Here is a 26454-nt window from a genome sequence, read left to right on the forward strand (position 1 = left end):
CCCGGTGCCGGCCAGCCCCTCCCCGCGGAGCCCTCAGGCGTCCCCGGAGGCCGGGCGCAGCGGGTTCGCCGTGCGGCTGGACAACTTCGAGGGCCCCTTCGACCTGCTGCTGGGCCTCATCACCAAGCACCAGCTCGACGTCACCGAGGTCGCCCTCGCCCGGGTGACCGACGACTTCATCGCCCACCTGCGCGCCGCCTCCCGCCAGGAGGAGGACTTCGACCTCGACGAGGCCAGCGAGTTCCTGCTGGTCGCCGCGACGCTGCTGGACCTCAAGGCCGCCCGCCTGCTGCCCGCCGCCGACGTCGAGGACCCCGAGGACCTCGCGCTGCTGGAGGCCCGCGACCTGCTCTTCGCCCGGCTGCTGCAGTACCGCGCCTACAAGCAGGTCGCCGCGCTGCTGGCCGAGCGCTTCGAGCAGGCGTCGCGGCGGGTGCCGCGGGCGGTGGCGGTGGAGCCGCACTTCGAGAAGCTGCTGCCCGAGCTCGTGCTCACCGTCTCCCGCGAGCAGTTCGCCGCGATCGCGGCCCGCGCCCTGACCCCGCGGCCGACGGCGCTGGTCGACCTGGACCACCTGCACTCCAGCGCGGTGAGCGTCCGCGAGCAGGCGAGCCTCGTGGTGGACCGGCTGCGGCGCGCGGGGACGGCCACGTTCGCCGAGCTCGTGGCCGACGCCGGGGACGGGGAGCTCGGGACGCTGGTGGTCGTGGCCCGGTTCCTGGCCGTGCTGGAGCTGTTCCGCGAGCGCCGGGTGCGCCTGGAGCAGCCGGAGGCGCTGGGGGAGCTGACCGTGCGCTGGGACGCGCAGGTGGAGGCCGAGCGGGGCGCGGCGGCGGCCGCGGTGCCGGCCGGGCTGGACGAGTTCGAGGGAGGGACCGGCGCGTGAGCGAGCAGGAGCGGGTGGACGGGACGGGCGGGACGAGCGGGGCGGTGGGGGCCGGCGGGGAGGACCCCGGCCGCCGGGTGCGGGCCGCGCTGGAGGCCGTCCTCATGGTCGCCGACGAGCCGGTGCGGGTGCAGGCGCTGGCCCGGGCGACGGGGGAGGCCCCCGACGAGGTGGACCTGCTGCTGCGCGAGCTGGCGGGGGAGTACGCCGAGCAGGGCCGCGGCTTCGAGCTGCGCGAGGTGGGCGGGGGCTGGCGGGTGTACTCCCGCGCCGAGCACGCCGACGTCGTGGAGGCCTTCCTGCTGGACGGGCAGACGGCCAAGCTCACCCAGGCCGCGCTGGAGACCCTGGCGATCGTGGCCTACCGCCAGCCGGTCAGCCGGGCCCGGGTGTCGGCGGTGCGCGGGGTCAGCGTCGACGGGGTGATGCGCACCCTGCTGACCCGGGGGCTGGTCTGCGAGGCCGGCGTGGAGGCCACGTCGGGGGCGACGCTCTACCGCACGACCGAGGAGTTCCTGCAGCGGATGGGGCTGGACGGCCTGGAGGACCTCCCGCCGCTGGCGCCCTTCCTGCCCGACGAGCTGACGGTGGAGGACCTCGAACCGCGCGAGGTCCTTGCCGAGCCGGTGCGCGAGCCGGTGCGCGAGCCGGTTCCCGCCGCTCCCGGCGTGGGGGATGATGAGGTACCCGGCCGCGGGGCGAGCACGCAGGAGCCCCGGCCGGGTCTCGAACACCACCAGGAGGACTCATGAGCCCGAACGCGCCCCGCAGCAGCGGTGGCCGAGGGCAGGGCCGCCCCCAGCGGTCCGGCCGCCCCCAGCCGGGCGGCGGCAAGGCGCAGGGCGGACCGCGCGGCGCGGGCGGCAAGGCCGCCCCGGGTGCCCGCCGCGGCTCCGCCAAGCGGATGACCAACGACGTCAAGCCCGCGCCCCAGCCGCCGCGCCGCGGCCCGGGCCCGATCAAGGCCCACCCCGGCACCGACGTCCACGACCCCGAGGGCGTGCGCCTGCAGAAGGTCCTGGCCCAGGCCGGGGCCGGCTCGCGCCGCGCCTGCGAGGAGATGATCGCCGCCGGGCGGGTCACCGTCGACGGCGAGGTCGTCACCGAGCTCGGCGTGCGCATCGACCCGACCCGCCAGGTCGTCCACGTCGACGGCATGCGCTTCTCCATCGACGACGAGCTCGTCTACATCATGGTGAACAAGCCCAAGGGCGTCGTCTCCACCATGTACGACGAGGAGGGCCGGCTGAACCTGGCCGACATGGTCGGTCCGCGCGAGGAGCGGCTGTTCCACGTGGGCCGCCTGGACCTCGAGACCGAGGGCCTCATCCTGCTCACCAACGACGGCGCGCTGACCCACCGGCTGCAGCACCCCTCGTTCGGGGTGCAGAAGACCTACCTCGCCGAGGTCCGCGGGCCGGTCAAGCGCGACCTGGGCCGCAACCTGCGCGCCGGGATCGAGCTGGACGACGGCCCGGTCTCGGTCGACTCCTTCAAGCTCGTCGACTCCAAGCCGGGGTACGCGCTGGTCGAGGTGGTCCTGCACGAGGGCCGCAAGCACATCGTGCGGCGCATGCTGGAGGCCGAGGGCTACCCCGTCCTCAAGCTCGTCCGGGTCCAGATGGGCCCCATCGTCCTGGGCGACCTCAAGCCGGGCAAGAACCGCCGCCTGACCCGCGGCGAGGTCCAGCAGCTGATGGCGGTCGCGGGCCTGTGAGCGGGGCGGGAGCGGCGGTGGGTACCCTTCCGCGCGTGTCGGTGCGGGCGGTTCGCGGTGCGGTGCAGGTGGACGTCGACGAGCGCGAGGAGGTGCTGGCCCGGACGCGGGACCTCGTGAGCGAGGTCATCCGGGCCAACGACCTCAGCCTCGACGACTTCATCAGCGTCATCTTCACCTCCACCGCCGACCTGGTCTCGGAGTTCCCCGCCGTCGCCGCGCGCGAGCTCGGCATGGGCGACGTGCCGCTGATGTGCGCGCGCGAGCTGGAGATCGCGGGCTCCATGCCGCGGGTCATCCGGCTCATGGCGCACGTGGAGACGCCGCGGGCGCGCAGCGAGGTCAAGCACGTCTACCTCAACGGTGCGCAGGCGCTGCGGCGCGACATCGCCCAGTGACCCGCGCCGCGACCCCCCCGACGACCCGGTGACCCTCGACGCGGCCGCGCCGGCCCGCACCACCGGCACCGTGCGGGTGGTCGGCACCGGTCTGCTCGGGACCTCCGCCGCCCTCGCGCTGACCCTGCGCGGGGTCGACGTCGTCCTCGTCGACCCCTCGCCGACCGCCGTCGCCCTGGCCCGCGACCTCGGGGCGGGCCGGTTCCCCGCCGCGGGCGACGACCCCCGCCTCGTGCTCGTGGCGGCCCCGCCGGACGTGGTGGCCGACGTGGTGGCCGCGGAGCTCATCGCCTTCCCGGACGCGGTGGTCACCGACGTCGCCAGCGTCAAGGGCGGACCGCTCGCGGCGCTGACGGCGCGGGGCGCGGACCTCTCCCGCTACGTGGGCAGCCACCCGATGGCCGGGCGCGAGCGCTCCGGGGCGGTCTCCGCCCGCACCGACCTGTTCGCCGGGCGGCCCTGGGTGGTCGCCGCGCACGACCTCGCCGCCCCCGCCGCCGTGCGGGCGGTCCACGACCTCGCCACGGACTGCGGCGGGGTCCCGGTGACGATGGGCGCCGCCGAGCACGACGCGGCCGTCGCCGTCGTCTCCCACGCCCCCCAGGTCGCGGCGAGCCTCGTCGCCGCCCGGCTGCGCGAGGCCTCCGAGCCCGCGGTCGCCCTGGCCGGGCAGGGGCTGCGCGACGTGACCCGGATCGCCGGCAGCGACCCGACGCTGTGGGCGCAGATCCTCGCCGGCAACGCCGCCCCCGTGGCGGACGTGCTGGAGGACCTGCGCCGCGACCTCGACGACGTCGTCGCCGCCCTGCGGGCGCTGGCCCGGGACCCGGCCGCGCCCGGGGCGCGCGGCCGCCTCGCCCGGGTGATCGCCGACGGCGGGGCCGGGCGGGACCGGATCCCCGGCAAGCATGGCAGCGCCCCCACGGCCTACGCGACGGTCGTCGTCGTCGTCCCCGACCGCCCCGGGGCCCTGGCCGGGCTGCTGACCGACGTCGACGCCGCCGGGGTCAACCTCGAGGACCTGCGCCTGGAGCACTCCGAGGGGCAGGCCGTCGCGCTCGCCGCCGTCGACGTGCTGCCCGCGGCCGCCGGCCCGCTGGCCGAGGCCCTGCGCGGGCGGGGCTGGACCGTCCCGCTCTGACGCCCGTCCGCGCGATTCACGGCCCGGCGGGGACGTCGACTAACCTCGTGCGGTGTCCTCCTCGTCCGCCGATCGTGGCCCCGTCGCGTCCACCACCACCCCCGACGACGTGCCCGTCGTGACCACCGCGCTCGTGGTCGCCGTCGACGGCCCCTCCGGCAGTGGCAAGTCCAGCGTCAGCCGGGCCGCCGCCCGCGCCCTGGGCGTCGCCTTCCTGGACACCGGCGCGATGTACCGCGCGGTGACGTGGGCGGCGCTGCGCGACGGCGTCGACCTGGACGACCGCACCGCGGTCGCCGCGCACGTGCGCGCCACCGCCCTGGTCGTCGGCACCGACCCCGCCGCCCCGACCGTCGCGGTCGCCGCGGCCGACGGCACCGAGACCGACCTGACCGAGGCCGTCCGCACCGACGAGGTCACCGCGAGCGTCAGCGCCGTGGCCTCCGTCCCCGCCGTCCGCCAGGACCTCGTGCTGCGGCAGCGGGCGCTCATCGACTCCGCGTGCGCCGCGCCGCTGCCCGGCCGCCGCGCCGGGGTGGTCGCGGAGGGGCGCGACATCACCACGGTCGTCGCCCCCGACGCCGACGTGCGGATCCTGCTCACCGCCGACGAGGGCGTGCGCCTGGCCCGCCGCGCCCGCCAGGACCTCGGCACGGCCGACGAGGCGGCGGTGGAGGCCACCCGCCGCGCCGTGGTCGAGCGCGACCGCGTCGACTCCCGCACCACGGCCTTCACCACCGCCGCCGACGGGGTCGTGACGGTGGACTCCACCCACCTCGACTTCGACGGGACCGTGGCGGCCGTCCTCGAGGTCGTCACCCGGGCCGCCGGGGGCGGGGCGTGAACCGGGCCCCGGTGGGCGGGGAGCACCCCGGCCCGCCGCAGGCCTGGACCCGGGCGGTCGGGAAGCTCCTCGCCCACGGCGTCTGGAACGCCCGCGTCCTGGGTGCGGAGAACGTGCCCACCACCGGTCCGGTCCTCTTCGCGGCCAACCACGCCTCGATCGTGGACGGGCCGCTGCTGTACGGCGTGACCCCGCGGCGGGCGCACTTCCTCGTCAAGAAGGAGATGTTCGAGGGCTCGCTGCTGACGCGCTTCGTCGGGGGGGCCCTGTTGCAGGCCGGTCAGATCCCCATCGACCGCACCCGCGGCGACCGCGACGCGCTGCAGTCGGTGCTGGCGGTCCTCGCCGCCGGCGGGGCGGCGGGGGTCTTCCCCGAGGGGACCCGCGGGCGCGGCGACGCGGCCAGCGTGCGCAGCGGCATCGCCTGGATCGCGCTGCAGTCCGGCGCCCCCGTGGTGCCCGTCGCCTGCCTCGGCGCCCACCTGCGCGGCGAGCCCCCCCGGTCGCTGCCGCCCCTGCGGCGCAAGCTGACGTTCTGCTTCGGCGAACCCTTCACGGTCGTCAAGGAACCCGGGGTGCCCGGGCGGACCGCCCTGGCCAACGCCGTCGAACGCGTCCGGGTGGAGCTGTCCAGCCACGTGCTGGACTCCTTGCAGCGCACCGGCATCCAACTACCCGAAGACCAGGACGGCGCCGACGAGCTGGGGCTCGGCGAGATGACGTCCGACGACGTGCCAGGAGGCACCCGGTGAGCAGCACCCCCGAGAACCCCGACATCCCCGAGAGCACCCCGCAGCACCCCGACGAGAACGTCGAGCGCGCCCTGCGCGTCGGCCTCGAGGACTACGACCTCTCGCCCGAGGACGTCCAGCTCCTCGAGTCCGACGGCCTGGAGGGCGAGGAGGACGCACCCACCGGCCCGCTGCCGGTGCTCGCCGTCGTCGGCCGGCCCAACGTGGGCAAGTCGACCCTGGTCAACCGCATCATCGGCCGGCGCGAGGCCGTCGTCGAGGACGTCCCCGGCGTCACCCGCGACCGCGTCGCCTACCCGGCCAACTGGGCCGGGCGCGACTTCACCCTCGTCGACACCGGCGGCTGGGAGGCCAAGGCCGAGGGCCTGAACCTCGCCGTCGCCGACCAGGCCGAGCTCGCCATCGAGCTCGCCGACGCCGTGATGTTCGTCGTCGACGGGACCGTTGGCGCGACCGCGAGCGACGAGCAGGTCGTGCGCCTGCTGCGCAGGTCCGGCCGCCCGGTGACGCTCATCGCCAACAAGGTCGACGGCCCGCGCCAGGAGGCCCTCGCGACCGAGCTGTGGGGCCTCGGCCTGGGCGAGCCGCACCCGGTGTCGGCGCTGCACGGCCGCGGCACCGGCGACGCGCTCGACGCCGCGGTCAAGACGCTGCCCGCGGTCTCCGCCGTCGGCGGGGGGCTGATCCCCGAGGGCGGTCCGCGCCGCGTCGCGCTGCTGGGACGCCCCAACGTCGGCAAGTCCTCGATGCTCAACAAGCTCGCCGGTTCGGAGCGGGTCGTCGTCCACCCCACGGCCGGCACCACCCGCGACCCCGTCGACGAGATCATCGAGCTCGGCGGGCGGACCTGGCGCTTCGTGGACACCGCGGGCATCCGCCGCCGCGTGCACCTGACCAAGGGCGCCGACTTCTACGCCTCGCTGCGGACCCAGACCGCCCTGGAGAAGGCCGAGGTGGCCGTCGTCCTCGTCGACGCCAGCGTGCCCATCGCGGAGCAGGACATCCGGGTCATCTCCACCGTCGTGGAGTCCGGGCGCGCCCTCGTCGTGGCCTACAACAAGTGGGACCTCACCGACGAGGAGCGCCGGCACTACCTCGAGCGCGAGATCGAGAAGGAGCTCGTGCAGATCCCGTGGGCGCCGCGGGTGAACGTCTCGGCGCAGACGGGGCGGCACATGGAGCGCCTCGTCCCGGCCATCGACACCGCGCTGGCCTCGTGGGAGATGCGCATCCCCACCGGGCGCCTCAACGCGTTCCTGGGCTCGATCGTCGCCGCCCACCCGCACCCGGTGCGCGGGGGCAAGCAGCCGCGCATCCTCTTCGGGACCCAGGCCTCGACCCGCCCGCCGCGCTTCGTCATCTTCGCCAGCGGCTTCCTGGAGGCCGGCTACCGCCGCTTCCTCGAGCGCCGGCTGCGCGAGGAGTTCGGCTTCGAGGGCACGCCCATCGAGGTCAGCGTGCGGGTGCGGGAGAAGCGCAAGCGATGAGGTAAGGTTCTACCCGGCCCGCGAGGAACGGGGCCGGGTGGTCGACCCTCGGGTCGATCGGGCTGTGGCGCAGCTTGGTAGCGCACTTGACTGGGGGTCAAGGGGTCGCAGGTTCAAATCCTGTCAGCCCGACCAGCGTTCGCGCAGGTCAGCACGGAGGGGTCGGACCCGAGAGGGTCCGGCCCCTCCGTCGTTCCCGGACCGCCCGGGGGCGGCGTCAGGAGGGGCGGGGGGCGTACATGACGATCCCGACCCCGACCAGGCACACCAGCGCCCCGGCGACGTCGAAGCGGTCGGGGCGGTAGCCGTCGACGACGGCGGCCCACAGCAGCGAGCCGGCGACGAAGACCCCGCCGTAGGCGGCGAGGACCCGGCCGAACTGCGCCTCCGGCTGCAGCGTCGCGGCGAACCCGTACAGGCCCAGCGCGATGACGCCGGCGCCGATCCAGGCCAGGCCGCGGTGCTCGCGGACCCCCTGCCAGACCAGCCAGGCCCCGCCGATCTCCAGCAGGGCGGCCAGCACGAAGAGGGCGATCGAGCGCAGGACGTCCACGCCGGAACGCTAGCGGGCCCTGCTCGGTGCTCCTGCGGCCCGCACGGGGCCGCGTGGGCCCCCGAGGGGCCCGCGCGCCGGGGACGGGGAGTCCGGGGCCGCCGGGCCTTGAGTAGGGTCAGCGCATGTCCTGCCAGGAGCCGTCCGAGGCGCCGTTCGTCGCCGTCCACGACGCCTGCAAGACCTACCCGTCCGCGGACGGCACCGTCCACGCCCTCGACCACGTCGACCTGCAGGTCCCCCGCGGCCGGTTCGTCAGCGTCATCGGGCCCTCCGGCTGCGGCAAGTCGACCCTGCTGCGCCTGGTCGCCGGGCTCGAGGAGCCCGACGGGGGGCAGGTGCGGATCTGCAGCCGCAGCGCGGCCGAGGCGCGCGCGGACAAGATGATCGGCTTCGTGCCCCAGGTGCCCGCGCTGCTGCCGTGGCTGGACGTCCTGGGCAACGTCCGCCTGCTGGAGAAGGTCAACCGCTCCGGGACCGCCCGCCGGCGGCGCGCGGCCGCCCCCGCCCGCTCGGGCCTGGCCTCCGACCCCGTCGCGCTGCTGACCCGCCTCGGTCTGGGGGACGTCCTGAACCGCCGCCCCGGTCAGCTGTCCGGCGGCATGCAGCAGCGGACGGCGATCGCGCGCGCGTTCGCCCTCGAACCCCAGGTCCTGCTCATGGACGAGCCGTTCTCCGCCCTCGACGAGTTCACCCGCGAGTCCGCGCAGCTGCAGCTGCTCGACGTGTGGCAGGAGCTGCGGACCACCGTCGTCTTCGTCACCCACTCCATCGCCGAGGCCGTGCTGCTCTCGGACACCGTCGTGGTGATGGCGGCCCGGCCCGGGCGCATCGCGGGCGTCGTCGACGTCGGTCTCGACCGCCCCCGCCACCACGGGCTGCTGGACTCCGCCGACATGCACGACCACGAGCACCGCATCCGCGAGATCCTCGGGCGCGCCTGGGACCCGCTGGACCCCGCGAGGGGCGCCGCGTGAGGTTCGCGCACCCCCGGTTCTGGCTCCCCACCGTCCTGGCCCTCGTCGTCGCCGGGCTGCTGTGGACGTGGGTGGCGCGGGACAACCCCTACGTCCTGCCCACGCTGCCCAGCGTGGGACGCCAGTTCGTGGAGAACCCCGACCTCTACCTCGCCAACGCCGCCACCACCCTGCAGGAGGCCCTCGTCGGGCTGGCGCTGGGCACGCTCGTCGCCGTCCTCGTCGCCGTGCTGGTGGCGGAGTCGGCCCTGCTGTGGCGCGCGACGATGCCGCTGGCGGTGATCCTCAGCGTCACCCCCGTCGTCGCCATCGCGCCCGCGCTGGTCGTCGCCTTCGGCTTCGGCATGACGCCGAAGTACGTCGTGACCGGCCTCATCACCTTCTTCCCCGTCCTCATGAACACCGTCACCGGGTTGCGGTCGGTGGACCGGCACGTCCTGCAGGTGTTCCGGACCGTCGACGCGTCGCGCGCGGAGGTGCTGCTGCGGCTGCGGTTCCCCAGCGCGCTGCCCTACCTGTTCTCCGCGCTGCGGGTGGTGTTCCCGCTCTCCCTCGTCGGGGCGATCGTCGCGGAGTTCTCCGCCTCCGGCGCCCAGTCCGGGCTGGGGACCCTCATCAGCGTGGCGAGCTCGAACTCCCAGCTGGACCGGGTGTTCGCCGCCATCGCCTGCCTGGCCGCCATGGGATCGCTGCTGCTCCTGCTCGTCACCACCGTCGAACGTCGTGCGCTGTCCTGGCACGAGTCGCAGAACCGCTGAGAAACCGACCCCAGGAGATCCCCGTGACCCGTCTGCGCACCCCCCTCGCCGTCGGCGCGGCCCTCGCCCTCCTGCTCGCCGGGTGCGGGGGTTCCGACGAGCCGGGGGCCGGCGGCGGCTCCACCCCGACCGGCAGCCGCGGCTCCGCCGTCTCGCCCGAGCGGTGCGCGCAGAACGAGGCGGCGGGGAAGGTCACCTACGTCACCGGCTACCAGTACCAGTCCTCCGTCGGCATCCTGGAGCCGATCGCGGCGCAGGCGCTGGGCTACTTCGACGCGGTGTGCCTGGACGTGGAGATCCAGCCGGGCACGGGGGAGACCGCGCAGAACGCCCAGCTCGTCGCGGCCGGCACGGCGCAGATCTCCTCCATCGCGGGCAACTCCGACGTGCTCGTCAACGTGTCCAACGGCGTCGACGTGCAGGCCGTCGCCACCTTCGGCCACGTCCCGGTCGCCACCCTCATGACCCGCCCCGACGTCACCGACCTGAAGCAGCTCGAGGGGACGACGCTGGGGCAGAAGGGGGCGCTGCCGGTGACGATCGAGGCCATGCTGCGCGCCGCCGGCGTCGACGTCTCGAAGATCACCCAGGTCGTGGTGGGCTACGACCCGACCGTCCTGGTCCGCGGCCAGGTGCAGTCGCTGACGGGGTACAAGTCCAACGAACCGCTGACCCTGGAGGCGAAGGGGGAGCAGGTGACGCTGTGGAACCCCGAGGACTACGGCGTCCCCGGGTCCATCGCCACGACCATCGTCAACCCCGGCTTCCTCGCCGAGCACCGCAGCGCCGTCGAGGACTTCCTCCGTGCCCAGCTCAAGGCCTACGCGTACTGCGAGGAGCACGCCGCCGAGTGCGTCGCCGACGCCGCGGCCCTCTCCCAGGCCGGGTACGACACCGACCACAACGTGCAGGTGTGGCAGACCGAGTCGAAGCTCGTCGACGACTCCCTGCCGGCGGGGCAGGTGCTGGGGCAGGTCGACGTCGCCTCCCTGCAGACCGAGGGCGACTTCCTCGTGCGGATGGGCCAGATCCCCTCCGTCCCCGACCTCGGGGAACTCGTCGTGCCCGACCTCGTGACCTCGCTCCACGCGGACGGTCAGCTCGTCTGGCCCGTCCCGTGACCGCGTCCCCCGCGTCCCCCGCCGCCGCCGCGACGGAGTACGGCATCTTCCTGCCCATCGGCAACGGGGGCTGGATCATGTCCGAGACCGCTCCCCACCCGCGGGCCACCTACGCCTACAACCGCGAGGCCGCGCTGACCGCGGACCGCCTCGGGCTGGACTTCGTGATGTCGATGGCGAAGTGGCGCGGCTACGGCGGCCGCACCGACCACTGGGGCGAGACCCTGGAGTCGATGACGATGATGTCGGCGCTGGCCGAGGCGACCCAGCGGGTGAAGGTCTGGGCGACGGTGCACACCAACCTCTTCCACCCCGCCCTGGTCGCCAAGATGTTCGCGACCCTCGACCAGGTCTCGGACGGCCGGTGCGGCATGAACGTCGTCGTCGGCGCCTACGAGCACGAGTTCTCCCAGATGGGGCAGTGGCGCTCGGACTTCAGCCACGACGACCGCTACCGCTACACCGAGGAGTGGCTGCACCTCGTCCAGCGGTTGTGGAGCGAGGACTCCGTCACCGCGCACGGGGAGTTCTTCACCCTCGACGACTGCCAGTCCCGGCCCCACCCGTCCCGGCGCCCGACCCTCGTCTCCGCCGGGCGCTCGGAGGCCGGCCTGCGGTTCCAGGCCGCCCACTGCGACGGGTCCTTCCTCACCGCCGAGGACCTGCCCGGGCTGCGGGCCGCCGGGGAGCACGTCAAGGCGCTGGCCGCGGAGCGGGGGCGCTCGCTGAGGACGTACGCCATGCTGACCGTCGTCCTCGACGAGACCGACGCCGCGGCGGAGGCGAGGTTCCGCGAGCACGGCCGCGGCTACGACGCCGAGGCCATCACCAACATGAAGCTGTCGTGGGGTCTGCCGCTGGACCGCGCGATGTCCATGACGGCCGGGGACGAGGCCCACGAGGCGTTCCAGACCGCCGTCGTCGTGGGCGGACCGGCGTCGGTGGCCGAGCAGGTCCTCACCCACGTCCACGAGACCGGGCTGGACGGGCTCATGCTGATCTTCCCCGACTACCTGCAGGACCTGCCCGCCTTCGGGGAACTGGTCCTGCCCACCCTGCGCGCGGAGTCCTGATGGACCCCCGGCTGCCGCGGCTGGCGGGCCGGCGCGGGGCGCTGCTCGTCGTCGACGTCCAGCGCTCCTTCGCCGACCCGGCGTTCCTCACCGACCTCCCCGGGCCCGCCCGCGCCGACGTGGCCGCCGCGGTCGGGGGGATCGTCCGGGCGGTCGCCGCCGCGCGCGCGGCCGGCACCGCCGTGGTCTGGGTCCGGCTGCGGGTGCCGCCCACCGACCCCTGGGAGGCGTCGAACTGGTTCCGCGGGCTCGCACCCGGCGACGACTGGCCCACCGCGTGGGAACCCTGCGTCGAGGGGACACCCGGCGCCGAGGGCTACGCCGTGGAACCCGCCGACGGCGAGCTCGTCCTCACCAAGCGGACCTACGACGGGTTCGCCGGCACCGGCCTGGCCGACCGGCTGCGCGAGCGCGGGGTCGAGTGGCTGGCCGTCGCCGGGCTGACCAGCGACTGCTGCGTGCTGGAGACCGCCGGCAGCGCCTTCACCCACGGCTTCCGCACGGTGGTCCTGGCCGACGCCACCGCCGCCCACGACCGCCGCGCCCACGACGCGGCCCTGCACGTCCTGTCCCTGCACAGCGCCGTCGTCGCCGACCTCGACGAGGTCCGCGCCCTCTGGTGAGCCCGGCGCCGGGCCGCTCAGGCGCCGACGGACAGCGTCCCGCGCAGCACGCTGTCGGAGGAGTGGCCGGGGTCCCCGTCCAGCGGTTCGCGGGAGACGTCGACGACGGCGAAGCGGTCCAGGTCGAGGTCGGCGGGCAGCGTCACCGTGGTCACCGCGGTCACCGCGCCGGCGTCCGCGGTGCCCCCGTCGAGGGTCCCCAGCGACACCAGCCCGCCGTCCGCGTCGAGCAGCCACGCCTCGAGGAACCCGTCCACCGGGGCGGGCACGCCGGAGATCCGCAGCTCCAGCCGCCGGGTGCCGTCCTGCTCGGTGACGTCGGCGGTGCCGCGGGCGGGGCCCGGGTCCTGGCCGGGCAGGGGGCCCAGCGCCGCCGAGGACACCACCACCGGCCGCGGCGCGGCGGTGGGGGTGGGCGGGTCCGCCGCCAGCCGGGTGCCGAGCACCCCCAGGCCCAGGCCGACGGCCGCGGCCGCCGCGACCGGGAGCCAGCGGCGGCGGGGCGCGGTGCGCCCGGGCTCCCGCCGCAGCGGTCGCACGACCGGGGCGACCGGCTCGGGACCGCCGGCGGGCGCGGGGGACGGCGCACGGGGGGTGAGCGGGTCGAAACCGAGCTCGCGGGCGATGCCCTCCCACGTCCCCGCGGGCACCGGCACCGGCTCCACCACGTCCTCGGAGCGGGCCGCGCCGACGACCCGCGACCAGGCGGCGACCTCGTCGCGGCACACCGCGCACCCCGCCAGGTGGGCGTCGACCTCCGCGGGGACGTCCTCGCCCAGGGCCACGAGCACGGCGGTGTCCTCGGGGAGGTGACCGCCCTCGGGGAGGGTGGACTCATCCATCGGCACGGTCGTCCTCCAGGCGCGAACGCAACCGGCGCAGGGACCGCCGGAGGTGGCTCTTCACGGTACCCACGGGCAGACCGGTGCGTTCGGCGATCTGCGTCTGGGTCAGGTCCTCGAAGAACGCCATCCGCACGAGGGTGCGCTGGGGTTCCCCGAGCTCGTCCACCTCGGCGAGCAGGACCACGCGGTCGGTCGCGGTGTCCTGCGGCGCGGGCTCCAGCACCACGGTGGCGTCCCCGCCGTGCAGCTGCTCGGGGTCGGTGAGGACCTCGGGCCGGTAGCGGGTGGTGAGGGCGTCGGCGATGCGGTGGCGGGCGATGCCCACCAGCCACGCCGGGAGCGAGGACCGCTCGGGGTCGAAGCGCTCCCGCGAGCGCCAGGCCGAGACGAAGACCGCCTGCACCACGTCCTGGGCGTCGGTCTCCTCCAGCCGGCGCCGGGCGAGGCCGTTGACCAGCGGGGCCCAGCGGGTGAACGCCTCCCGCAGGGCGCGCTCGTCCCCGGCGGCCAGCGCCCGGCCGACCGCGGCGTCGTCCCACGACGCCGGGTCGGTCCAGGCGGCTGCCGCCCGTGACGGTGACGGGTCGGGCCGGGGGTTCACGGGCCCCACCGTAGGGGTCCCGACCCCCGGCGCCAGCCCGGCGGGCCCTCCCACGGGCTCAGGCCCGCGCCGTGACGACGACGTTGTCCTCGTACGTCCCCGTCCGGGGGTCGAAGTCGCCGCCGCAGGTGACCAGCACCAGCTGCGGCGGCCCCTGCCGGGCGAACAGCTCACCGGTGGGCAGCTCGTCCTTGGGGTAGCTGCGCCGGGCCGTCACCGCGTGCTCGGAGACGCTCCCGTCGGAGGAGGTGACCCGCACGAGCATGCCGTCCGCCACGTCCTGGAGGTCGAAGAGGGCACCGGGCCCCGCGTCGCGGGTGTCGACGTGCCCGGCGAGCACGGCGTTGCCCGCCTCGCCCGGGACCGGGCCCCACCGGTACCAGCCCACGACGCGGGGGTCGTCGGGCACGGCCAGCGCCCCCGCCCCGTCCACGCCCACCGGGACGACGGGAGCGTCCACCCCGAGGGCGGGCACCTCCAGGCGCACCGGGACCGGCTCGGGGGCCGCGGGGACGGGAGCCGCGTCCCGGCGCCCCACCGGCGCCGGGACGGCCGCGGTGACCACCGGCCCCGGCGCGAGCGCGGGGGCGGTGGGAGCGGGAGCGGCGGCGGGCGGCGCCGGCAGGGGCGTCCCGAACCCCGCCGCCGGGCGCGCGAGCCACCACCCGGCGATCAGCAGGACCCCGACGAGGGCCAGCGCGCACGCCAGGACGGCGCGGACCCCGGCCCGGGGGCGCACCGGGACCGGTGCGCCCCCGTCCCGGCGCGCCTCAGGCCGCGGCGCGCGCACGCCGGGAGGCGACGGCGGCGACCCCCGCACCGGCGAGCGTGAGCGCGCCGGCGCCGGCCACCCAGCCGGGCAGGCCGTCCTGGGCCCCGCCGCCGGAACCGGACGGGACGCCGGTGGGAGCACCCGCACCGGCGGTGATCTGCTGGGTGGCCAGGGCGAGGTTCCCGTCCGCGGCCGAGCCCCAGGCGTAGACGACCGTCTCGGTGCCCTCGGGCAGGGTCAGGTCGGCCGGGCCGATCGCGACCTGGTCGGTCCCGGCGAGGACGACGTCGGCGCTGACCGTGCCGGCGGGCACGGTGGCGCTGGCCTCGTTCGGGTTGGTCAGCCCGGTCAGCGCGGGCTGACCGCCGGCGCGCACGTCCACGGCCGGCGCGGCCGCGACGTGGCGGACGGTGAGCTCGGCCTGCCCCGCGGCCAGGTCGGCGGGCGTGTTCACGAACGGCGTCAGCGTCGGGGCGCCCTCGGCGCTCAGGTGGGCCACGACGGTGACGTTCGCCCCGGCGGGGACCTGCACGTCGTTCGCGGAGATCGCCGGCTGGGTGGTGGCCGGGTCCGCCCCGGCCGGGTAGACGGCGAGGTCGTAGCTGCCCGTGGGCAGCTGCTGCGGGTCGGTCAGGGTCCCCGGGGTGAAGCCGGGCACGAGGGCCTGGCCGTTGGCGTACACGTCCACGGTCAGCCCGGGGACGGCGTGCAGGATCGAGACGGTGGCCGTGCCGGTCGTGGCGGCGGCCGCGGTGCCCGCGGTGGCGACCACGGCCACCGGGACGGCGAGGGCGATCATCGGTGCGGCGACGAGAGCGGCGGTGCTGCGGGCGGTGCGCATCGGTTCTCCTCCAGGGTCTCGGGCCGCGCGGTGCGGCCCGTCACCCCCTCCTTCCGCCCGGGGGCGGTCGACGGATGCACCCGGCTCGGGTTTTCTCCCCGGTCTCCTCCCCGGGGGTCCGGGGCCCGCCCGGCGCCGGTGGTCGCCGACCGGTGGGGTGCCGGACCGCCGCCTAGACTCGACCGGTCATGTCCCGGTCCTCCCAGCGGCGTTCCCGCCCCGCCTCCCGCACCCCCGTCCGCTCCCGCCCGGGCTCCGCCCCCGGGGCGCTGCCCGCCGACCCGCGCGCCAGCGCCCTCGCCGAGCGGCTGCGCGCGGTCTCCCTGCGCGACGAGGACCGCCTCCGCCGCCGGCTGGCGGGCCTGGCCCGGCGCCCGGTGGAGGCCTTCGAGGAGGAGCTGCCCGCCCTGGAGCAGCAGACGGTCGCCGCCGAGCAGCGGGTGACCGCCCGCGCCGCGAGCGTCCCCGCCCTGCGCTACCCGGAGCAGCTGCCGGTCAGCCAGGAGAAGGACCGCATCGCCGCCGCGCTGCGCGACCACCAGGTGATCGTCGTCGCCGGCGAGACCGGGTCGGGCAAGACGACGCAGCTGCCGAAGATCTGCCTGGAGATCGGCCGCGGGCTGCGCGGGCGGATCGGGCACACCCAGCCCCGGCGGATCGCCGCGCGCGCGGTGGCCGAACGCGTCGCCGAGGAGCTCGGCACCGAGCTGGGCGGCAGCGTCGGCTACGCCGTGCGCTTCACCGACACCGTCGGCGAGGACAGCCTCGTCAAGGTCATGACCGACGGGATCCTGCTGGCCGAGATCCAGCGCGACCCCGAACTGCTCCAGTACGACACCCTCATCATCGACGAGGCCCACGAGCGCAGCCTGACCATCGACTTCCTGCTCGGCTACCTCGCCCGGCTGCTGCCGCGCCGGCCCGAGCTGAAGCTCGTCATCACCTCCGCGACGATCGACCCCGAGCGGTTCTCCCGCCACTTCGGCGGGGCGCCGATCCTCGAGGTCTCCGGGCGCACCTACCCCGTGGAGGTGCGCTACCGCCCGCTGCTGGCGGCCGAGCTCGCCGAGGAGCTGCTCGGCCCCGCCGACGAGGAGGAGGGCGACGCCCTCGACGAGCGCGACGACCTCGTCGGCGACGACCGCGACCAGACCGAGGGCATCCTCGACGCCGTGCGCGAGCTCGCCGCCGAGGGACCCGGCGACGTCCTGGTGTTCCTGCCCGGCGAGCGGGAGATCCGCGACACCGCCGACGCGCTCGCGGACCTGGTCAAGGAGCGCGGGTTCCGCGGCACGGAGATCCTCCCGCTGTTCGCCCGGCTGTCCGCCGAGGAGCAGCACCGCGTGTTCCGGACCGCCGCCCACCGCCGGATCGTGCTGGCCACCAACGTCGCCGAGACCTCGCTGACCGTCCCCGGCATCCGCTACGTCGTGGACGCCGGGACCGCGCGGATCTCCCGCTACAGCCACCGCACGAAGGTGCAGCGGCTGCCCATCGAGCGGATCTCGCAGGCCTCGGCCAACCAGCGGGCCGGCCGCTGCGGCCGAGTCGCCGACGGCATCTGCATCCGGCTCTACTCCCAGAGCGACTTCGAGTCGCGCCCGGAGTTCACCGACCCCGAGATCCTGCGGACCAACCTCGCCGCGGTCATCCTGCAGATGACCTCCCTCGGGCTCGGCGACATCGCCGCGTTCCCGTTCGTCGAACCCCCCGAGCCGCGCGCGATCACCGACGGCCTCGCCCTGCTGGCCGAGCTCGGCGCGCTGGAGGACGCCCGCCCGGGCGACCGCGGCGTCCCCCGCCTGACCCCCACCGGGCGCGACCTCGCCCGGCTGCCCATCGACCCGCGGCTGGGGCGGATGGTGCTGGAGGCCCAGCGCAACGGCTGCCTGCACGACGTCCTCGTCGTCGTGGCGGCGCTGTCGGTGCAGGACCCGCGCGAACGCCCGCTGGAGAAGCGCGAGCAGGCCGCGCAGCTGCACGCGCGGTTCCGCCACGAGCAGTCCGACTTCCTCACCTACCTCAACCTGTGGTCCTACCTGCAGCACCTGCAGCGCGACCTGTCCTCCTCGGCGTTCCGCCGCCGGGTCAAGGCCGAGATGCTGCACTTCCTGCGGATCCGGGAGTGGCAGGACACCTATTCCCAGCTGCGCCGGGTGACCCGGGACCTGAGGTTCTCCGTCGAGGTCCGCGAACCCGCCGAGCTCGGCGAGGACGAGCTGTTCCCCGCGCCGGGCTACGACGCCGACGCGGTGCACCGCTCGCTGCTGGCCGGGCTGCTGGGCAACATCGGGCTGAAGGACGTCCGCGAGGACACCGCCAAGGCCGGGGCGAGGACCGGGGGACGCCGTGAGAGCCGGCCCACCGGCCGGCAGCAGGTGGAGTACACCGGCGCCCGGGGGGCGAAGTTCGCCGTCTCCCCGGGGTCCTCGCTGGGCCGGCGCAGCCCGGACTGGGTCGTGGCGGGCGAGCTCGTGGAGACGTCGCGGTTGTGGGCGCGCGTCGTCGCCGCCATCGACCCGCGCTGGATCGAGCCGCTGGCCGCGCACGTCGTGCGGCGCAGCTACTCCGAACCCCGGTGGTCGCGCAAGCGCGCCGCGGTGATCGCCACCGAGCGCGTCACCCTCTACGGGGTGCCGATCGTCGCCGGGCGCAGCGTGCCCTACGGCGGCGTCGACCCCGAACTGGCCCGCGACCTCTTCATCCGCCACGCCCTGGTGGAGGGGGACTTCGAGACCCGGCACGAGTTCTTCCACCGCAACCGGGAACTGCTGGCCGAGGCGGAGGAGCTGGAGCACCGCGCCCGGCGGCGCGACATCGTCGTCGACGACGAGGTGCTCTTCGCCTTCTACGACGCCCGCGTCCCCGCCGACGTCGTCTCCGGCCGCCACTTCGACGCGTGGTGGAAGGACGAGCGGCGGGTGCGCCCGGACCTGCTGACCTTCGACCCGGCGATGCTGGTCACCGAGGACGACGCGGTGAGCGAGGAGCAGTTCCCCCGCGTCTGGCGCCAGGGGGACCTGGAGCTGGCCCTGGACTACGTCTTCGACCCCGGCTCGCCCGCCGACGGCCTGACCGTGGACGTGCCCGTCGAGGTCGTCAACCGCTTCGACGACCGGGACCTGCTGTGGCAGGTCCCCGGGTTCCGCCACGACCTGGTGACCGCGATGATCCGGGCGCTGCCCAAGGAGCTGCGCAAGAACCTCGCCCCGGCGCCCGACAAGGCCGCCCGGTTCCTGGAGCGGGTCCGGCCCCACGTGGACCGGTTCTGGCCCGCCTTCGAGGCCGAGATGCCCCGGCTGGGCGACGGGACGGAGATCTACGCCGAGGACGTGGACTGGACGAAGGTCCCCGCCCACCTGCGCCCCACGTTCCGGGTGCTGGCGGGGGACGGGTCGGTCCTGGCCACCGGCAAGGACTTCCCCCGGCTGCGGGCCTCCCTGGAGACCGCCGTCGTCGAGACCCTCGCCGCCGCCGCCGACGACGTGCAGCGCACCGGGGCCACCTCGTGGGCCGACCTGCCCGAGGAGGTCCCCCCGACCCACACCAGCGTCGTGCGCGGCAGCGACGTCACGTCCTACCCCGCGCTGGTCGACGAGGGCACCACCGTCGGCCTGCGGACCTTCCCCGACGCCGCGCGGGCCGCCGTCGCCCACCGCGAGGGGGTGCTGCGGCTGCTCGTGCTGGCCCTGCCGTCCCCGGCGCGCCGCGTCCAGGACGCTCTCACCAACGACGCGAAGCTGCTGCTGGCCCGGGCTCCGCACGCCGACGCCGGCGCCGTCGTCGCCGACTGCGCGCAGGCCGCCGCGGCGCAGTTGCTCGACGAGGCCCGCGGCGGCGAGGTCCGCACGGCGGGGGAGTTCCGGCGGCTGCTGGAGCGGGTGTCGCCGCGCTACGCCGACCTCACGGCCACGGCGGTGGAGCGCACGCTGCGGGTGCTGCGCACCGCGGCCGCGGTGGAGAAGAACATCTCCCGCACCAGCAGCCTCGCGCTGGTGCCCTCCCTGGCCGACGTCCGCGAGCAGTTCACCGGTCTCGTGCACGCGGGGTTCGTCGCCGAGACCGGGGTCGAGCGGCTCCCGGACCTGCTGCGCTACCTGCAGGGGATCGACCGCCGGCTGGCGACGATGCCGGAGAACCCGCAGCGGGACCGGGTGCGGATGGCGGAGTTCGCCCGGGTGCGCGAGGAGCACCGGAAGCGGCTGGCGCGCGCCGGTTCACCGGTCCCCCCGGAGCTGGCGCGGATCCGCTGGACGCTGGAGGAGCTGCGGCTGCAGAAGTTCGCCCCGGGGATCCCCACGGCCCACCCGGTCAGCGACGAGCGCGTGCTCAAGGCGCTGGCGGAATTCCCCTGAGGAGTTCCGCCGAGGTCTTGCACTCGACCCGTCGGAGTGCTAGATCTGAGGTGTGGCACCGGCCCGGCCGGTGACCCGATCGGCAGCGCATCTCCTTCTCTCGCACTGGAGGTGGTGTACGTGTTGATGCGCACTGATCCCTTCCGGGAGCTCGACCGGCTCACCCAGCAGGTCCTCGGGACGACAGCCCGGCCCGCGCTCATGGCGATGGACGCCTGGCGCAGCGGCGAGGAGTTCGTCGTCGAGTTCGACCTCCCGGGGGTCGACCCGTCCAGCATCGAGCTGGACGTCCAACGCAACGTCCTCAGCGTCCGGGCCCAGCGCCCGGTGCACGAGGGCACGGCCGAGATGGTCGCGGCCGAACGTCCGCGCGGGGTGTTCAGCCGCCAGCTGATCCTCGGCGACAACCTGGACACCGAGCGGATCACCGCGAACTACCAGGCGGGTGTCCTCGCGCTGCGGGTCCCGGTGGCGGAGAAGGCCAAGCCGCGACGCATCGCCGTCGAGACGGCCGAGCAGCCGCAGGCCATCTCCACCTGAGGGGTCCCCGTGGGCGTGCTCGTGCAGGAACGACGGCGCCCCGGCGAGGACCGGCCGGCCGCGGGGCTGGACGGGTGGTCGCAGGACGAGGTCGAGGAGGAGTTCCGCGCCCTGGTGGCGACCCTCCTCGACACCCCGACCGACGTCGTCCGCCCCGGTCCCCACCCCCCGGTGCCACCGCGCCCGCCGGTGGCGGTGGCCGGGGCCGGGGACCGCAGACCGCCCCGCCGGGAGCGCTCGCCCCCGTGACGGGACCCGCGGGGGCGTGGCGGTGAGCTCCACGGGCCCGGTCGCGCCCACCCGGACGCGACCGGGCCCACCGGGACCCGCCGCCGTCCGCGCCGACGGCCCGGCGGGGGGTCCCCGTAGGCTGCACGCTCGGGGCACGGGCGGCAGCGGGGACGGGGGACGACGGTGGTGGCGAGCGGGCACGTCGTCAGCGACCGCGTGCTCACGATCCCCAACGGCCTCAGCCTCCTGCGGCTGCTGCTGCTGCCGGTCTTCGCCGTCCTGATCCTGGGCGGCCGCGACGGGTGGGCCCTGCTCGTCCTCGTCGTCAGCAGCGCCAGCGACTACCTCGACGGCAACCTGGCCCGGCGCTGGAACCAGGTGACCCGCCTGGGGCAGGTGCTGGACCCCTTCGCCGACCGGCTCTACATCCTCACCACCCTGCTGGGCCTGGCCCACCGCGACCTCGTCCCCTGGTGGCTCGTGGTCGTGCTGCTCGCCCGCGACCTCGTCCTGGTGGCGACGGTGCCCGTGCTGGCCCGGATGGGTCACACGGTGCTGCCCGTGCACTTCCTGGGCAAGGCCGGCACGTTCTGCCTGCTCGGCGCCTTCCCGCTGCTGCTGCTGGCGGAGGTGTCGACCACCCTGGCCGGGCCCGCCGGCGCGGTGGGCTGGGCCCTGGCGCTGTGGGGCACCGGGCTGTACTGGTGGGCCGGGGTCCTCTACCTCGTCCAGCTCGTGCGGCTGCGGCGGAGCGAGCGCCCGTGACGCGCGGACCCGGCCCCGCCGGGCGCGAACCCGCCGGGCGCGACCCCGCGGCCAGCACGGCGTTGCTGACCGAGGTCATGACCCGCCCGCTCGACCCCGGGTACGCGGCCGCGGCGCGCCGCCGCGCCGAGAGCGGCGCCCCGCGCTCGCGCGCCGGGCGCGGGGGGACCTGGCTGGCGCTGCTGGCCATCGGTGCGCTGCTCGCCGTCGCCGGCGCGCGGGCCGCCGCGGCCGAACCGGCCGCCGACCGCGGCCGGCAGGCGCTGCTGCAGCGCATCGACGACGCCACCACCCGCTCCGACCGCCTCACCGCGCAGGTCGCGCAGGCGCAGGCCGGCAACGCCGAGCTGGCCGCCGCGCTCGGCGGCGCGCCGGCGGCCTCCGCCGACGCCCGCGCCGAGGGGCTCGCCGTGGCCGCCGCCGCGACCGCCGTCACCGGCCCGGGGCTGCAGGTCGTCCTGGACGACGCCCCCGAGGACGGCTCGGCCGGCTCGGACGGGGTCACCACGTCGGGGCGGGTCGTGGACCGCGACGTCCAGATCGTCGTCAACGGCCTGTGGCAGAACGGCGCCGAGGCCGTGGCGGTCAACGGGCAGCGGCTGAGCTCGCTGTCCTCGATCCGGGCCGCCGGCGAGGCCGTCCTCGTCGACCACCGCCCCCTGACCCCGCCGTACACGATCTCCGCGATCGGGGACCCGGCGGCGCTGGAGACCGGTCTGGCCACCTCGGTGGCGGGCCGCTACCTGCAGGTGCTGCGGGACAACTACGACATCCCCGCCGAGGTCACCACCCGTTCCGCGCAGGACGCGCTGACCCTGCCCGCCGCGCCCAGGCTCGACCTGAGGCTCGCGCGGGCGGACGCGCAGTAGGGTTCCCCCACGTGATCGCCGCCCTGGGACTCGTCGTCGGGATCGTCGCCGGCGTGCTGCTGCACCCCGAGGTGCCGGTGTTCCTGCAGCCCTACCTGCCGATCGCCGTCGTCGCCGCCCTCGACGCCGTCTTCGGGGGCCTGCGGGCCGTGCTGGACGGGATCTTCGACGACAAGGTGTTCGTCGTCTCGTTCCTGTCCAACGCCGTCGTCGCCGCGCTCATCGTCTACCTGGGCGACCAGCTCGGCGTCGGGTCCCAGCTGTCCACCGGCGTCGTCGTGGTGCTGGGGGTGCGGATCTTCTCCAACGCCGCGGCCATCCGCCGGCACCTGCTGAACGCGTGAGCGAGCAGCCGCGCCCCCGCCGTTCGCCGTGGCGGCGGTTGTGGCGGGCCGGCGCGCCGCGGGCCACCCGCGCGCAGCTGCTGGCCGGGCTCCTCTGCGCCGCCCTCGGCTTCGGGGTCGTCGTGCAGGTCCGCCAGACCGACACCTCCGGCCTGGACGACCTGCGCGAGGCCGACCTGGTCCGGATCCTGGACGACACCACCGAGCGCGGGGACCGCCTGGAGGAGGAGCTCAGCAGCCTGCAGGCCACCCGCCGCGAGCTCACCGAGGGTTCCGACTCCGCGCGCGCCGCGGCCGAGGCCGCGCAGCAGCGGGCCCGGGAGTACGGCCTGCTGGCCGGCACCCTGCCCGCGCACGGGCCGGGCATCGTCGCCACCGTCGGCGACCCCGCCGGCGCCGTCCGCTCCACCCACCTCATCCAGCTCGTGCAGGAGCTGCGCGACGCCGGGGCCGAGGCCATCCAGGTCGGCGGCACCCGGGTGGTGGCCGGGACGGCCTTCACCGACGCCGCGGGCGGGGTGCTGGTGGACGGGACGACCGAGCGCGCGCCCTACGTGGTGAACGTGATCGGGGACCCCGACACGCTGTCCACCGCGCTGGACATCCCCGGCGGCGTCCGCGAGACGCTGCGCTCGGCCGGAGCCGACCTGGACGTGCGCACCGCCGGGGGCGACGGGGCGGGGGGCGAGGTGCGGATCAGCGCCTTGCACGCCCTCTCCGCGCCTCAGTACGCTCGCCCGGCGTCACCGGGACCCTCCACCGGCAACGGCTGAGACCGGCCCGACCACCCGCCCCGAACCGAGGAGCCACCCCCCGCATGTCCAACGTCCCCGCCGACCTCCGCTACACCAGCGAGCACGAATGGGTGCGCGTCGAGGCGGACGGCACCGTCCGGGTCGGCATCACCGACCACGCCCAGGACGCCCTCGGGGACGTCGTCTACGTCTCGCTGCCCGCTGAGGGCGAGACCGTCACCGCCGGCGGCGCGTGCGGCGAGGTGGAGTCCACCAAGAGCGTCAGCGAGATCACCGCGCCGGTCTCCGGCACGGTCTCCGGGCACAACCCCGGTCTGGAGACGCGTCCGGACCTGGTGAACACCGACCCCTACGGCGAGGGCTGGATGTTCACCATCGCCCCCTCCGACACCGCCGAGGTCGAGGGCCTGCTCGACGCCGAGGCGTACGCCGCCCACGCCGGCTGAGCGCCCGTCACCCGCGTGTCGACCCGGAGGGCTGCCCCGCCGGGTCGGCACGGCTAGGGTGATCCTCGAAGTTCCGAGCGTGACCGTCCGCGGGCGGGGGTGAGCCCCGTCGCGGCCGATCACGTGCTCTGCCAGCGTGAGAGGTGGTGTCGATGTCCGCGTCGGGCACGTCCCCGGACGGAGGGACGACTCCCGAGGGAGCCCCGGAGGAGCGGCCGGTCGACTCGACCATGTCGTTCGCGGGTCTCGTGGTCCCGGAGGTGCACGAGAGCGCCGAGCGCGGTCTCACCAGCGACGACCGGGAGGCCATCGACGCGCTGCCGGCGGGGTCGGCGCTGCTGGTCGTGCGGCGGGGCCCCAACGCCGGGTCGCGGTTCCTCCTCGACGCCGAGCGGACCTCCGCCGGCCGTCACCAGACCAGCGACATCTTCCTCGACGACGTCACCGTCTCGCGGCGGCACGCGGAGTTCCTGCGGGCCCCCGACCCGTCGACCGGCCCGGGGTTCCGGGTGCGCGACGTCGGCAGCCTCAACGGCACCTACGTCAACCGCGAGCGCATCGACGACGTCGTCCTCGCCGCCGGCGACGAGGTGCAGATCGGCAAGTACCGGATGGACTTCCACCCCAGTCCCCGGGTGCCGCAGCAGGCCGGGCAGTGAGCCCGGCGGGAGCGCGCTCCCTGGACCCCAGCGCCCCGCGGATGACGATCGGGGAGGTCATGGCGATCCTGTCGCCGGACTTCCCCGAGGTCAGCGTCTCCAAGATCCGGTTCCTCGAGGAGCAGGGGCTCGTCGAGCCCGGGCGCACGGCCGCGGGGTACCGGAAGTTCTCCTCCGACGACGTCGACCGCCTGCGCTACGTCCTGGCCGCCCAGCGCGACCACTACCTGCCGCTGAAGGTCATCCGGGAGAACCTGCAGGCCCTGGACCGGGGTCTGGAGCCCTCCGAGCAGCCCGGCAGCGCGCCGCGGGTGCCCGAGATCGCCCTCGCCCCGCCCGTGGCCGGGGCCGGCCGCTTCGACGGGCACGCGGCCAACCTGCGCCTGACGCGCACCGAGCTGCTGCGGGAGTCCGGCGTCGAGGCCGCCCTGCTGGACGCCCTGGAGGGGTACGGCGTCCTCTCCCCGGCCCCGGGGGGCCCCTGGTACGACGGGGAGGCCCTGGAGGTGCTGCGCGCGGCCGCGGCGCTGGCCGCGCACGGCATCGAGGCCCGGCACCTGCGGATGTTCCGCACCGCCGCCGACCGCGAGGTCGCCCTGGCCGAGCAGGTCGCCGCGCCGCTGCAGCGGCTGGGGCAGCGCTCCTCGGGCGAGAGCGCCGACCGGGCCGACCAGGTGGCCCGGGAGATCGCCGCCGCCTGCCTGCGCCTGCACACGGCCCTCGTGGCGGGCGCCCTGGGCCGCTCCGGCCGCTGACCGCGCCCACCCGGGCCCGGGTCGTCCGGGTCCGGCGTCGCGCCGCGCCGCGGGCGGGGTACGGTGAACGGGTGCGCGCGCTCGATGTCATCGGCGTCCGGGTCGAGATGCCTTCCAACAACCCGATCGTGCTGCTGCGCGAACGGGACGGCGACCGCTACCTGCCCATCTGGATCGGGGCCCCGGAGGCGAGCGCCATCGCCTTCGCCCAGCAGGGTGTGGTCCCTCCCCGTCCGCTGACCCACGACCTCCTCAAGGACGTCATCGAGGCCGTCGGCCGACGTCTGGAGGAGGTCCGGATCGTCGCGGTCGAGGACAACGTCTACTTCGCCGAGCTGGTCCTCGACGGTGGCCTCACGGTCAGCTCGCGGACCTCCGACGCGATCGCCCTCGCCCTGCGCGTGGGCTGCCCCATCGTCAGCGCCGAGCAGGTGCTGGACTCCGGTGGCGTCCCGGTCCCCGACGAGGACGAGGACGAGGTGGAGAAGTTCCGCGAGTTCCTCGACCACATCTCGCCCGAGGACTTCGAGTCCGGGTCCGGGGAGCGCTGACGCGCGGGTCACGGAAAGGTCACGGTCCGCGCCGCGCCGCGCGTCTCGTTGACGCTCCGGGGGTGCTCTTCTACGGTCAGTGTGCAGGATGCTCCCGGTCGAACCTTCGACGGGTGGCGATGACGAGGAGGCCGGCGTGAGCAGTGGCGACGCAGTCGCAGGGTCGTCGCACAAGTCGACCCCACCAGCCCGTTCCCAGGGGCTGCTGTTCTCCGAGGACCTCCCCGACCTCGACGAGGAGGTCGGCTACCGCGGGCAGACCGCGTGCAAGGCCGCCGGCATCACCTACCGCCAGCTCGACTACTGGGCCCGCACGGGCCTGGTCGAACCCGGTGTCCGCGGGGCCTCCGGGTCCGGGTCCCAGCGCCTCTACGGGTTCCGCGACATCCTGGTGCTCAAGGTCGTGAAGCGCCTGCTCGACACCGGGGTCTCGCTGCACCAGATCCGCACCGCGGTGACCCACCTCCGCGAGCGCGGGGTCGACGACCTGGCCCAGATCACCCTCATGTCCGACGGCGCCAGCGTCTACGAGTGCACCTCGGCGGACGAGGTCATAGATCTCGTCCAGGGCGGGCAGGGGGTCTTCGGCATCGCCGTGGGCCGGGTCTGGCGCGAGGTCGAGGGGGAGCTCGCCTCGTTGCCCAGCGAGCGCCCCGCCCCCCGCGACCCCGGTCAGACGGCCATGGTCCTGGCCGACGAGCTCTCCCGCCGCCGCGCGGCGCGCAAGGCCGTCTGAGGAACCCCACCGCCCGGTCCCGGGCGGCCGCGGTGCCCCGCCCACCGGGACGGGGTCAC

30 protein-coding genes and 1 tRNA gene are annotated in these 26454 nt (G+C 75.6%); 26 read left to right on the forward strand and 5 right to left on the reverse strand.

Annotated features, from left to right (window positions below):
• Positions 1-4 precede the first annotated feature (4 nt).
• From KRAD_RS18400 to KRAD_RS18440, 9 genes are all read left to right on the forward strand, one after another.
• Complete coding sequence (locus KRAD_RS18400) at positions 5-886, forward strand: segregation and condensation protein A (protein ID WP_012087162.1); 882 nt, start codon at positions 5-7, stop codon at positions 884-886.
• The gene (gene scpB, locus KRAD_RS18405; RefSeq protein ID WP_012087164.1) at positions 883-1638 is read left to right on the forward strand and encodes an SMC-Scp complex subunit ScpB; all 756 of its coding nucleotides are present in this window, start codon (positions 883-885) and stop codon (positions 1636-1638) included. The genes KRAD_RS18400 and scpB overlap by 4 nt, the downstream gene beginning before the upstream one ends.
• The gene (locus tag KRAD_RS18410) at positions 1635-2603 is read left to right on the forward strand and encodes a pseudouridine synthase (protein WP_012087165.1); all 969 of its coding nucleotides are present in this window, start codon (positions 1635-1637) and stop codon (positions 2601-2603) included. Before scpB ends, KRAD_RS18410 begins: the two co-directional genes overlap by 4 nt.
• A 35-nt stretch (positions 2604-2638) precedes the next feature.
• Positions 2639-3001, forward strand: a complete 363-nt coding sequence (gene aroH, locus KRAD_RS18415) for a chorismate mutase (RefSeq protein WP_041292202.1) — start codon at positions 2639-2641, stop codon at positions 2999-3001.
• Positions 3002-3029: 28 nt separating this feature from the next.
• Positions 3030-4142 (forward strand): prephenate dehydrogenase, encoded by a 1113-nt coding sequence (locus KRAD_RS18420; protein WP_012087167.1) that lies wholly within the window; start codon positions 3030-3032, stop codon positions 4140-4142.
• A 52-nt stretch (positions 4143-4194) separates the two neighbouring features.
• Positions 4195-4986, forward strand: a complete 792-nt coding sequence (gene cmk / locus KRAD_RS18425) for a (d)CMP kinase (protein ID WP_012087168.1) — start codon at positions 4195-4197, stop codon at positions 4984-4986.
• Complete coding sequence (locus tag KRAD_RS18430) at positions 4983-5738, forward strand: lysophospholipid acyltransferase family protein (RefSeq protein ID WP_012087169.1); 756 nt, start codon at positions 4983-4985, stop codon at positions 5736-5738. The genes cmk and KRAD_RS18430 overlap by 4 nt, the downstream gene beginning before the upstream one ends.
• A complete protein-coding gene (gene der / locus KRAD_RS18435) occupies positions 5735-7225 on the forward strand; it encodes a ribosome biogenesis GTPase Der (protein ID WP_012087170.1) in 1491 nt (496 codons plus the stop codon). Before KRAD_RS18430 ends, der begins: the two co-directional genes overlap by 4 nt.
• Positions 7226-7283: 58 nt before the next feature.
• A tRNA-Pro gene (locus tag KRAD_RS18440) sits at positions 7284-7360 on the forward strand.
• Between the two features lie 82 nt (positions 7361-7442).
• Here KRAD_RS18440 and KRAD_RS18445 read toward each other — a convergent pair.
• Positions 7443-7778 carry a YnfA family protein gene (locus tag KRAD_RS18445; protein ID WP_012087171.1) on the reverse strand — a complete coding sequence of 112 codons (336 nt, stop codon included), beginning with the start codon at positions 7776-7778 and terminating at the stop codon, positions 7443-7445.
• 125 nt (positions 7779-7903) lie between these two features.
• On the opposite strand from KRAD_RS18445, the gene KRAD_RS18450 reads away from it, so the two are divergent.
• Genes KRAD_RS18450 through KRAD_RS18470 form a run of 5 tightly spaced genes read left to right on the forward strand, consistent with a single transcriptional unit; the run spans position 7904 to position 12330 of the window.
• A complete protein-coding gene (locus KRAD_RS18450; RefSeq protein WP_012087172.1) occupies positions 7904-8755 on the forward strand; it encodes an ABC transporter ATP-binding protein in 852 nt (283 codons plus the stop codon).
• Positions 8752-9513: an ABC transporter permease gene (locus tag KRAD_RS18455; RefSeq protein ID WP_012087173.1), complete on the forward strand. Its 762-nt coding sequence runs from the start codon at positions 8752-8754 to the stop codon at positions 9511-9513. Before KRAD_RS18450 ends, KRAD_RS18455 begins: the two co-directional genes overlap by 4 nt.
• A gap of 23 nt (positions 9514-9536) precedes the next feature.
• On the forward strand, positions 9537-10634 hold the full coding sequence (locus tag KRAD_RS18460; protein WP_012087174.1) for an ABC transporter substrate-binding protein: 1098 nt from the start codon (positions 9537-9539) through the stop codon (positions 10632-10634).
• A complete protein-coding gene (locus KRAD_RS18465; protein ID WP_012087175.1) occupies positions 10631-11707 on the forward strand; it encodes an LLM class flavin-dependent oxidoreductase in 1077 nt (358 codons plus the stop codon). Before KRAD_RS18460 ends, KRAD_RS18465 begins: the two co-directional genes overlap by 4 nt.
• On the forward strand, positions 11707-12330 hold the full coding sequence (locus KRAD_RS18470; protein ID WP_012087176.1) for a cysteine hydrolase family protein: 624 nt from the start codon (positions 11707-11709) through the stop codon (positions 12328-12330). Before KRAD_RS18465 ends, KRAD_RS18470 begins: the two co-directional genes overlap by 1 nt.
• A gap of 17 nt (positions 12331-12347) precedes the next feature.
• Here KRAD_RS18470 and KRAD_RS18475 read toward each other — a convergent pair whose 3' ends face one another.
• Genes KRAD_RS18475 through KRAD_RS18490 form a run of 4 tightly spaced genes read right to left on the reverse strand, consistent with a single transcriptional unit; the run spans position 12348 to position 15389 of the window.
• Positions 12348-13172, reverse strand: coding sequence for an anti-sigma factor (locus KRAD_RS18475; protein WP_012087177.1), 825 nt, complete (start codon positions 13170-13172; stop codon positions 12348-12350).
• Positions 13165-13776 (reverse strand): RNA polymerase sigma factor, encoded by a 612-nt coding sequence (locus tag KRAD_RS18480; protein ID WP_041293501.1) that lies wholly within the window; start codon positions 13774-13776, stop codon positions 13165-13167. The genes KRAD_RS18475 and KRAD_RS18480 overlap by 8 nt, the downstream gene beginning before the upstream one ends.
• Positions 13777-13834: 58 nt before the next feature.
• A complete protein-coding gene (locus KRAD_RS18485; protein WP_049821283.1) occupies positions 13835-14566 on the reverse strand; it encodes a class F sortase in 732 nt (243 codons plus the stop codon).
• Positions 14547-15389 (reverse strand): DUF4397 domain-containing protein, encoded by an 843-nt coding sequence (locus KRAD_RS18490; protein ID WP_012087180.1) that lies wholly within the window; start codon positions 15387-15389, stop codon positions 14547-14549. The genes KRAD_RS18485 and KRAD_RS18490 overlap by 20 nt, the downstream gene beginning before the upstream one ends.
• Before the next feature lie 188 nt (positions 15390-15577).
• Here KRAD_RS18490 and hrpA point away from each other — a divergent pair, with 188 nt between their 5' ends.
• The 12 genes from hrpA (at position 15578) to KRAD_RS18550 (ending at position 26395) form a co-directional block, all read left to right on the forward strand.
• Positions 15578-19744, forward strand: coding sequence for an ATP-dependent RNA helicase HrpA (hrpA, locus tag KRAD_RS18495; RefSeq protein ID WP_012087181.1), 4167 nt, complete (start codon positions 15578-15580; stop codon positions 19742-19744).
• 120 nt (positions 19745-19864) lie between these two features.
• On the forward strand, positions 19865-20284 hold the full coding sequence (locus KRAD_RS18500; RefSeq protein WP_041293503.1) for an Hsp20/alpha crystallin family protein: 420 nt from the start codon (positions 19865-19867) through the stop codon (positions 20282-20284).
• Positions 20285-20293: 9 nt separating this feature from the next.
• Positions 20294-20533 carry a hypothetical protein gene (locus KRAD_RS18505; protein ID WP_012087183.1) on the forward strand — a complete coding sequence of 80 codons (240 nt, stop codon included), beginning with the start codon at positions 20294-20296 and terminating at the stop codon, positions 20531-20533.
• A gap of 168 nt (positions 20534-20701) precedes the next feature.
• Positions 20702-21280 carry a cardiolipin synthase ClsA gene (clsA, locus tag KRAD_RS18510; protein ID WP_041292203.1) on the forward strand — a complete coding sequence of 193 codons (579 nt, stop codon included), beginning with the start codon at positions 20702-20704 and terminating at the stop codon, positions 21278-21280.
• Positions 21277-22149: a DUF881 domain-containing protein gene (locus tag KRAD_RS18515; RefSeq protein WP_012087185.1), complete on the forward strand. Its 873-nt coding sequence runs from the start codon at positions 21277-21279 to the stop codon at positions 22147-22149. Before clsA ends, KRAD_RS18515 begins: the two co-directional genes overlap by 4 nt.
• Before the next feature lie 11 nt (positions 22150-22160).
• Positions 22161-22493 carry a small basic family protein gene (locus KRAD_RS18520; RefSeq protein WP_012087186.1) on the forward strand — a complete coding sequence of 111 codons (333 nt, stop codon included), beginning with the start codon at positions 22161-22163 and terminating at the stop codon, positions 22491-22493.
• On the forward strand, positions 22490-23266 hold the full coding sequence (locus KRAD_RS18525; RefSeq protein ID WP_012087187.1) for a DUF881 domain-containing protein: 777 nt from the start codon (positions 22490-22492) through the stop codon (positions 23264-23266). Before KRAD_RS18520 ends, KRAD_RS18525 begins: the two co-directional genes overlap by 4 nt.
• Before the next feature lie 44 nt (positions 23267-23310).
• Positions 23311-23694 (forward strand): glycine cleavage system protein GcvH, encoded by a 384-nt coding sequence (gene gcvH / locus KRAD_RS18530; protein WP_012087188.1) that lies wholly within the window; start codon positions 23311-23313, stop codon positions 23692-23694.
• 152 nt (positions 23695-23846) lie between these two features.
• The gene (locus KRAD_RS18535; RefSeq protein ID WP_083782121.1) at positions 23847-24353 is read left to right on the forward strand and encodes an FHA domain-containing protein; all 507 of its coding nucleotides are present in this window, start codon (positions 23847-23849) and stop codon (positions 24351-24353) included.
• Positions 24354-24394: 41 nt separating this feature from the next.
• Complete coding sequence (gene ftsR / locus KRAD_RS18540) at positions 24395-25108, forward strand: transcriptional regulator FtsR (RefSeq protein WP_012087190.1); 714 nt, start codon at positions 24395-24397, stop codon at positions 25106-25108.
• A 71-nt stretch (positions 25109-25179) separates the two neighbouring features.
• Positions 25180-25659 carry a bifunctional nuclease family protein gene (locus KRAD_RS18545; protein ID WP_012087191.1) on the forward strand — a complete coding sequence of 160 codons (480 nt, stop codon included), beginning with the start codon at positions 25180-25182 and terminating at the stop codon, positions 25657-25659.
• A gap of 136 nt (positions 25660-25795) precedes the next feature.
• Positions 25796-26395 (forward strand): MerR family transcriptional regulator, encoded by a 600-nt coding sequence (locus KRAD_RS18550; RefSeq protein WP_012087192.1) that lies wholly within the window; start codon positions 25796-25798, stop codon positions 26393-26395.
• The last annotated feature ends 59 nt before the right edge of the window (positions 26396-26454 follow it).

The sequence above is a fragment of the Kineococcus radiotolerans SRS30216 = ATCC BAA-149 genome, from assembly GCF_000017305.1.
Taxonomy (GTDB): Bacteria; Actinomycetota; Actinomycetes; order Actinomycetales; family Kineococcaceae; genus Kineococcus; species Kineococcus radiotolerans.

Bases quoted from the DNA above. Each gene is read 5' to 3' on its own strand.
- KRAD_RS18410 (WP_012087165.1), top strand. From the start codon at position 1,635: ATGAGCCCGAACGCGCCCCGCAGCAGCGGTGGCCGAGGGCAGGGCCGC.
- KRAD_RS18475 (WP_012087177.1), bottom strand. From the start codon at position 13,172: ATGGATGAGTCCACCCTCCCCGAGGGCGGTCACCTCCCCGAGGACACC.
- KRAD_RS18490 (WP_012087180.1), bottom strand. From the start codon at position 15,389: ATGCGCACCGCCCGCAGCACCGCCGCTCTCGTCGCCGCACCGATGATC.
- KRAD_RS18470 (WP_012087176.1), top strand. From the start codon at position 11,707: ATGGACCCCCGGCTGCCGCGGCTGGCGGGCCGGCGCGGGGCGCTGCTC.
- hrpA (WP_012087181.1), top strand. From the start codon at position 15,578: ATGTCCCGGTCCTCCCAGCGGCGTTCCCGCCCCGCCTCCCGCACCCCC.
- gcvH (WP_012087188.1), top strand. From the start codon at position 23,311: ATGTCCAACGTCCCCGCCGACCTCCGCTACACCAGCGAGCACGAATGG.
- ftsR (WP_012087190.1), top strand. From the start codon at position 24,395: ATGACGATCGGGGAGGTCATGGCGATCCTGTCGCCGGACTTCCCCGAG.
- KRAD_RS18450 (WP_012087172.1), top strand. From the start codon at position 7,904: ATGTCCTGCCAGGAGCCGTCCGAGGCGCCGTTCGTCGCCGTCCACGAC.
- KRAD_RS18535 (WP_083782121.1), top strand. From the start codon at position 23,847: ATGTCCGCGTCGGGCACGTCCCCGGACGGAGGGACGACTCCCGAGGGA.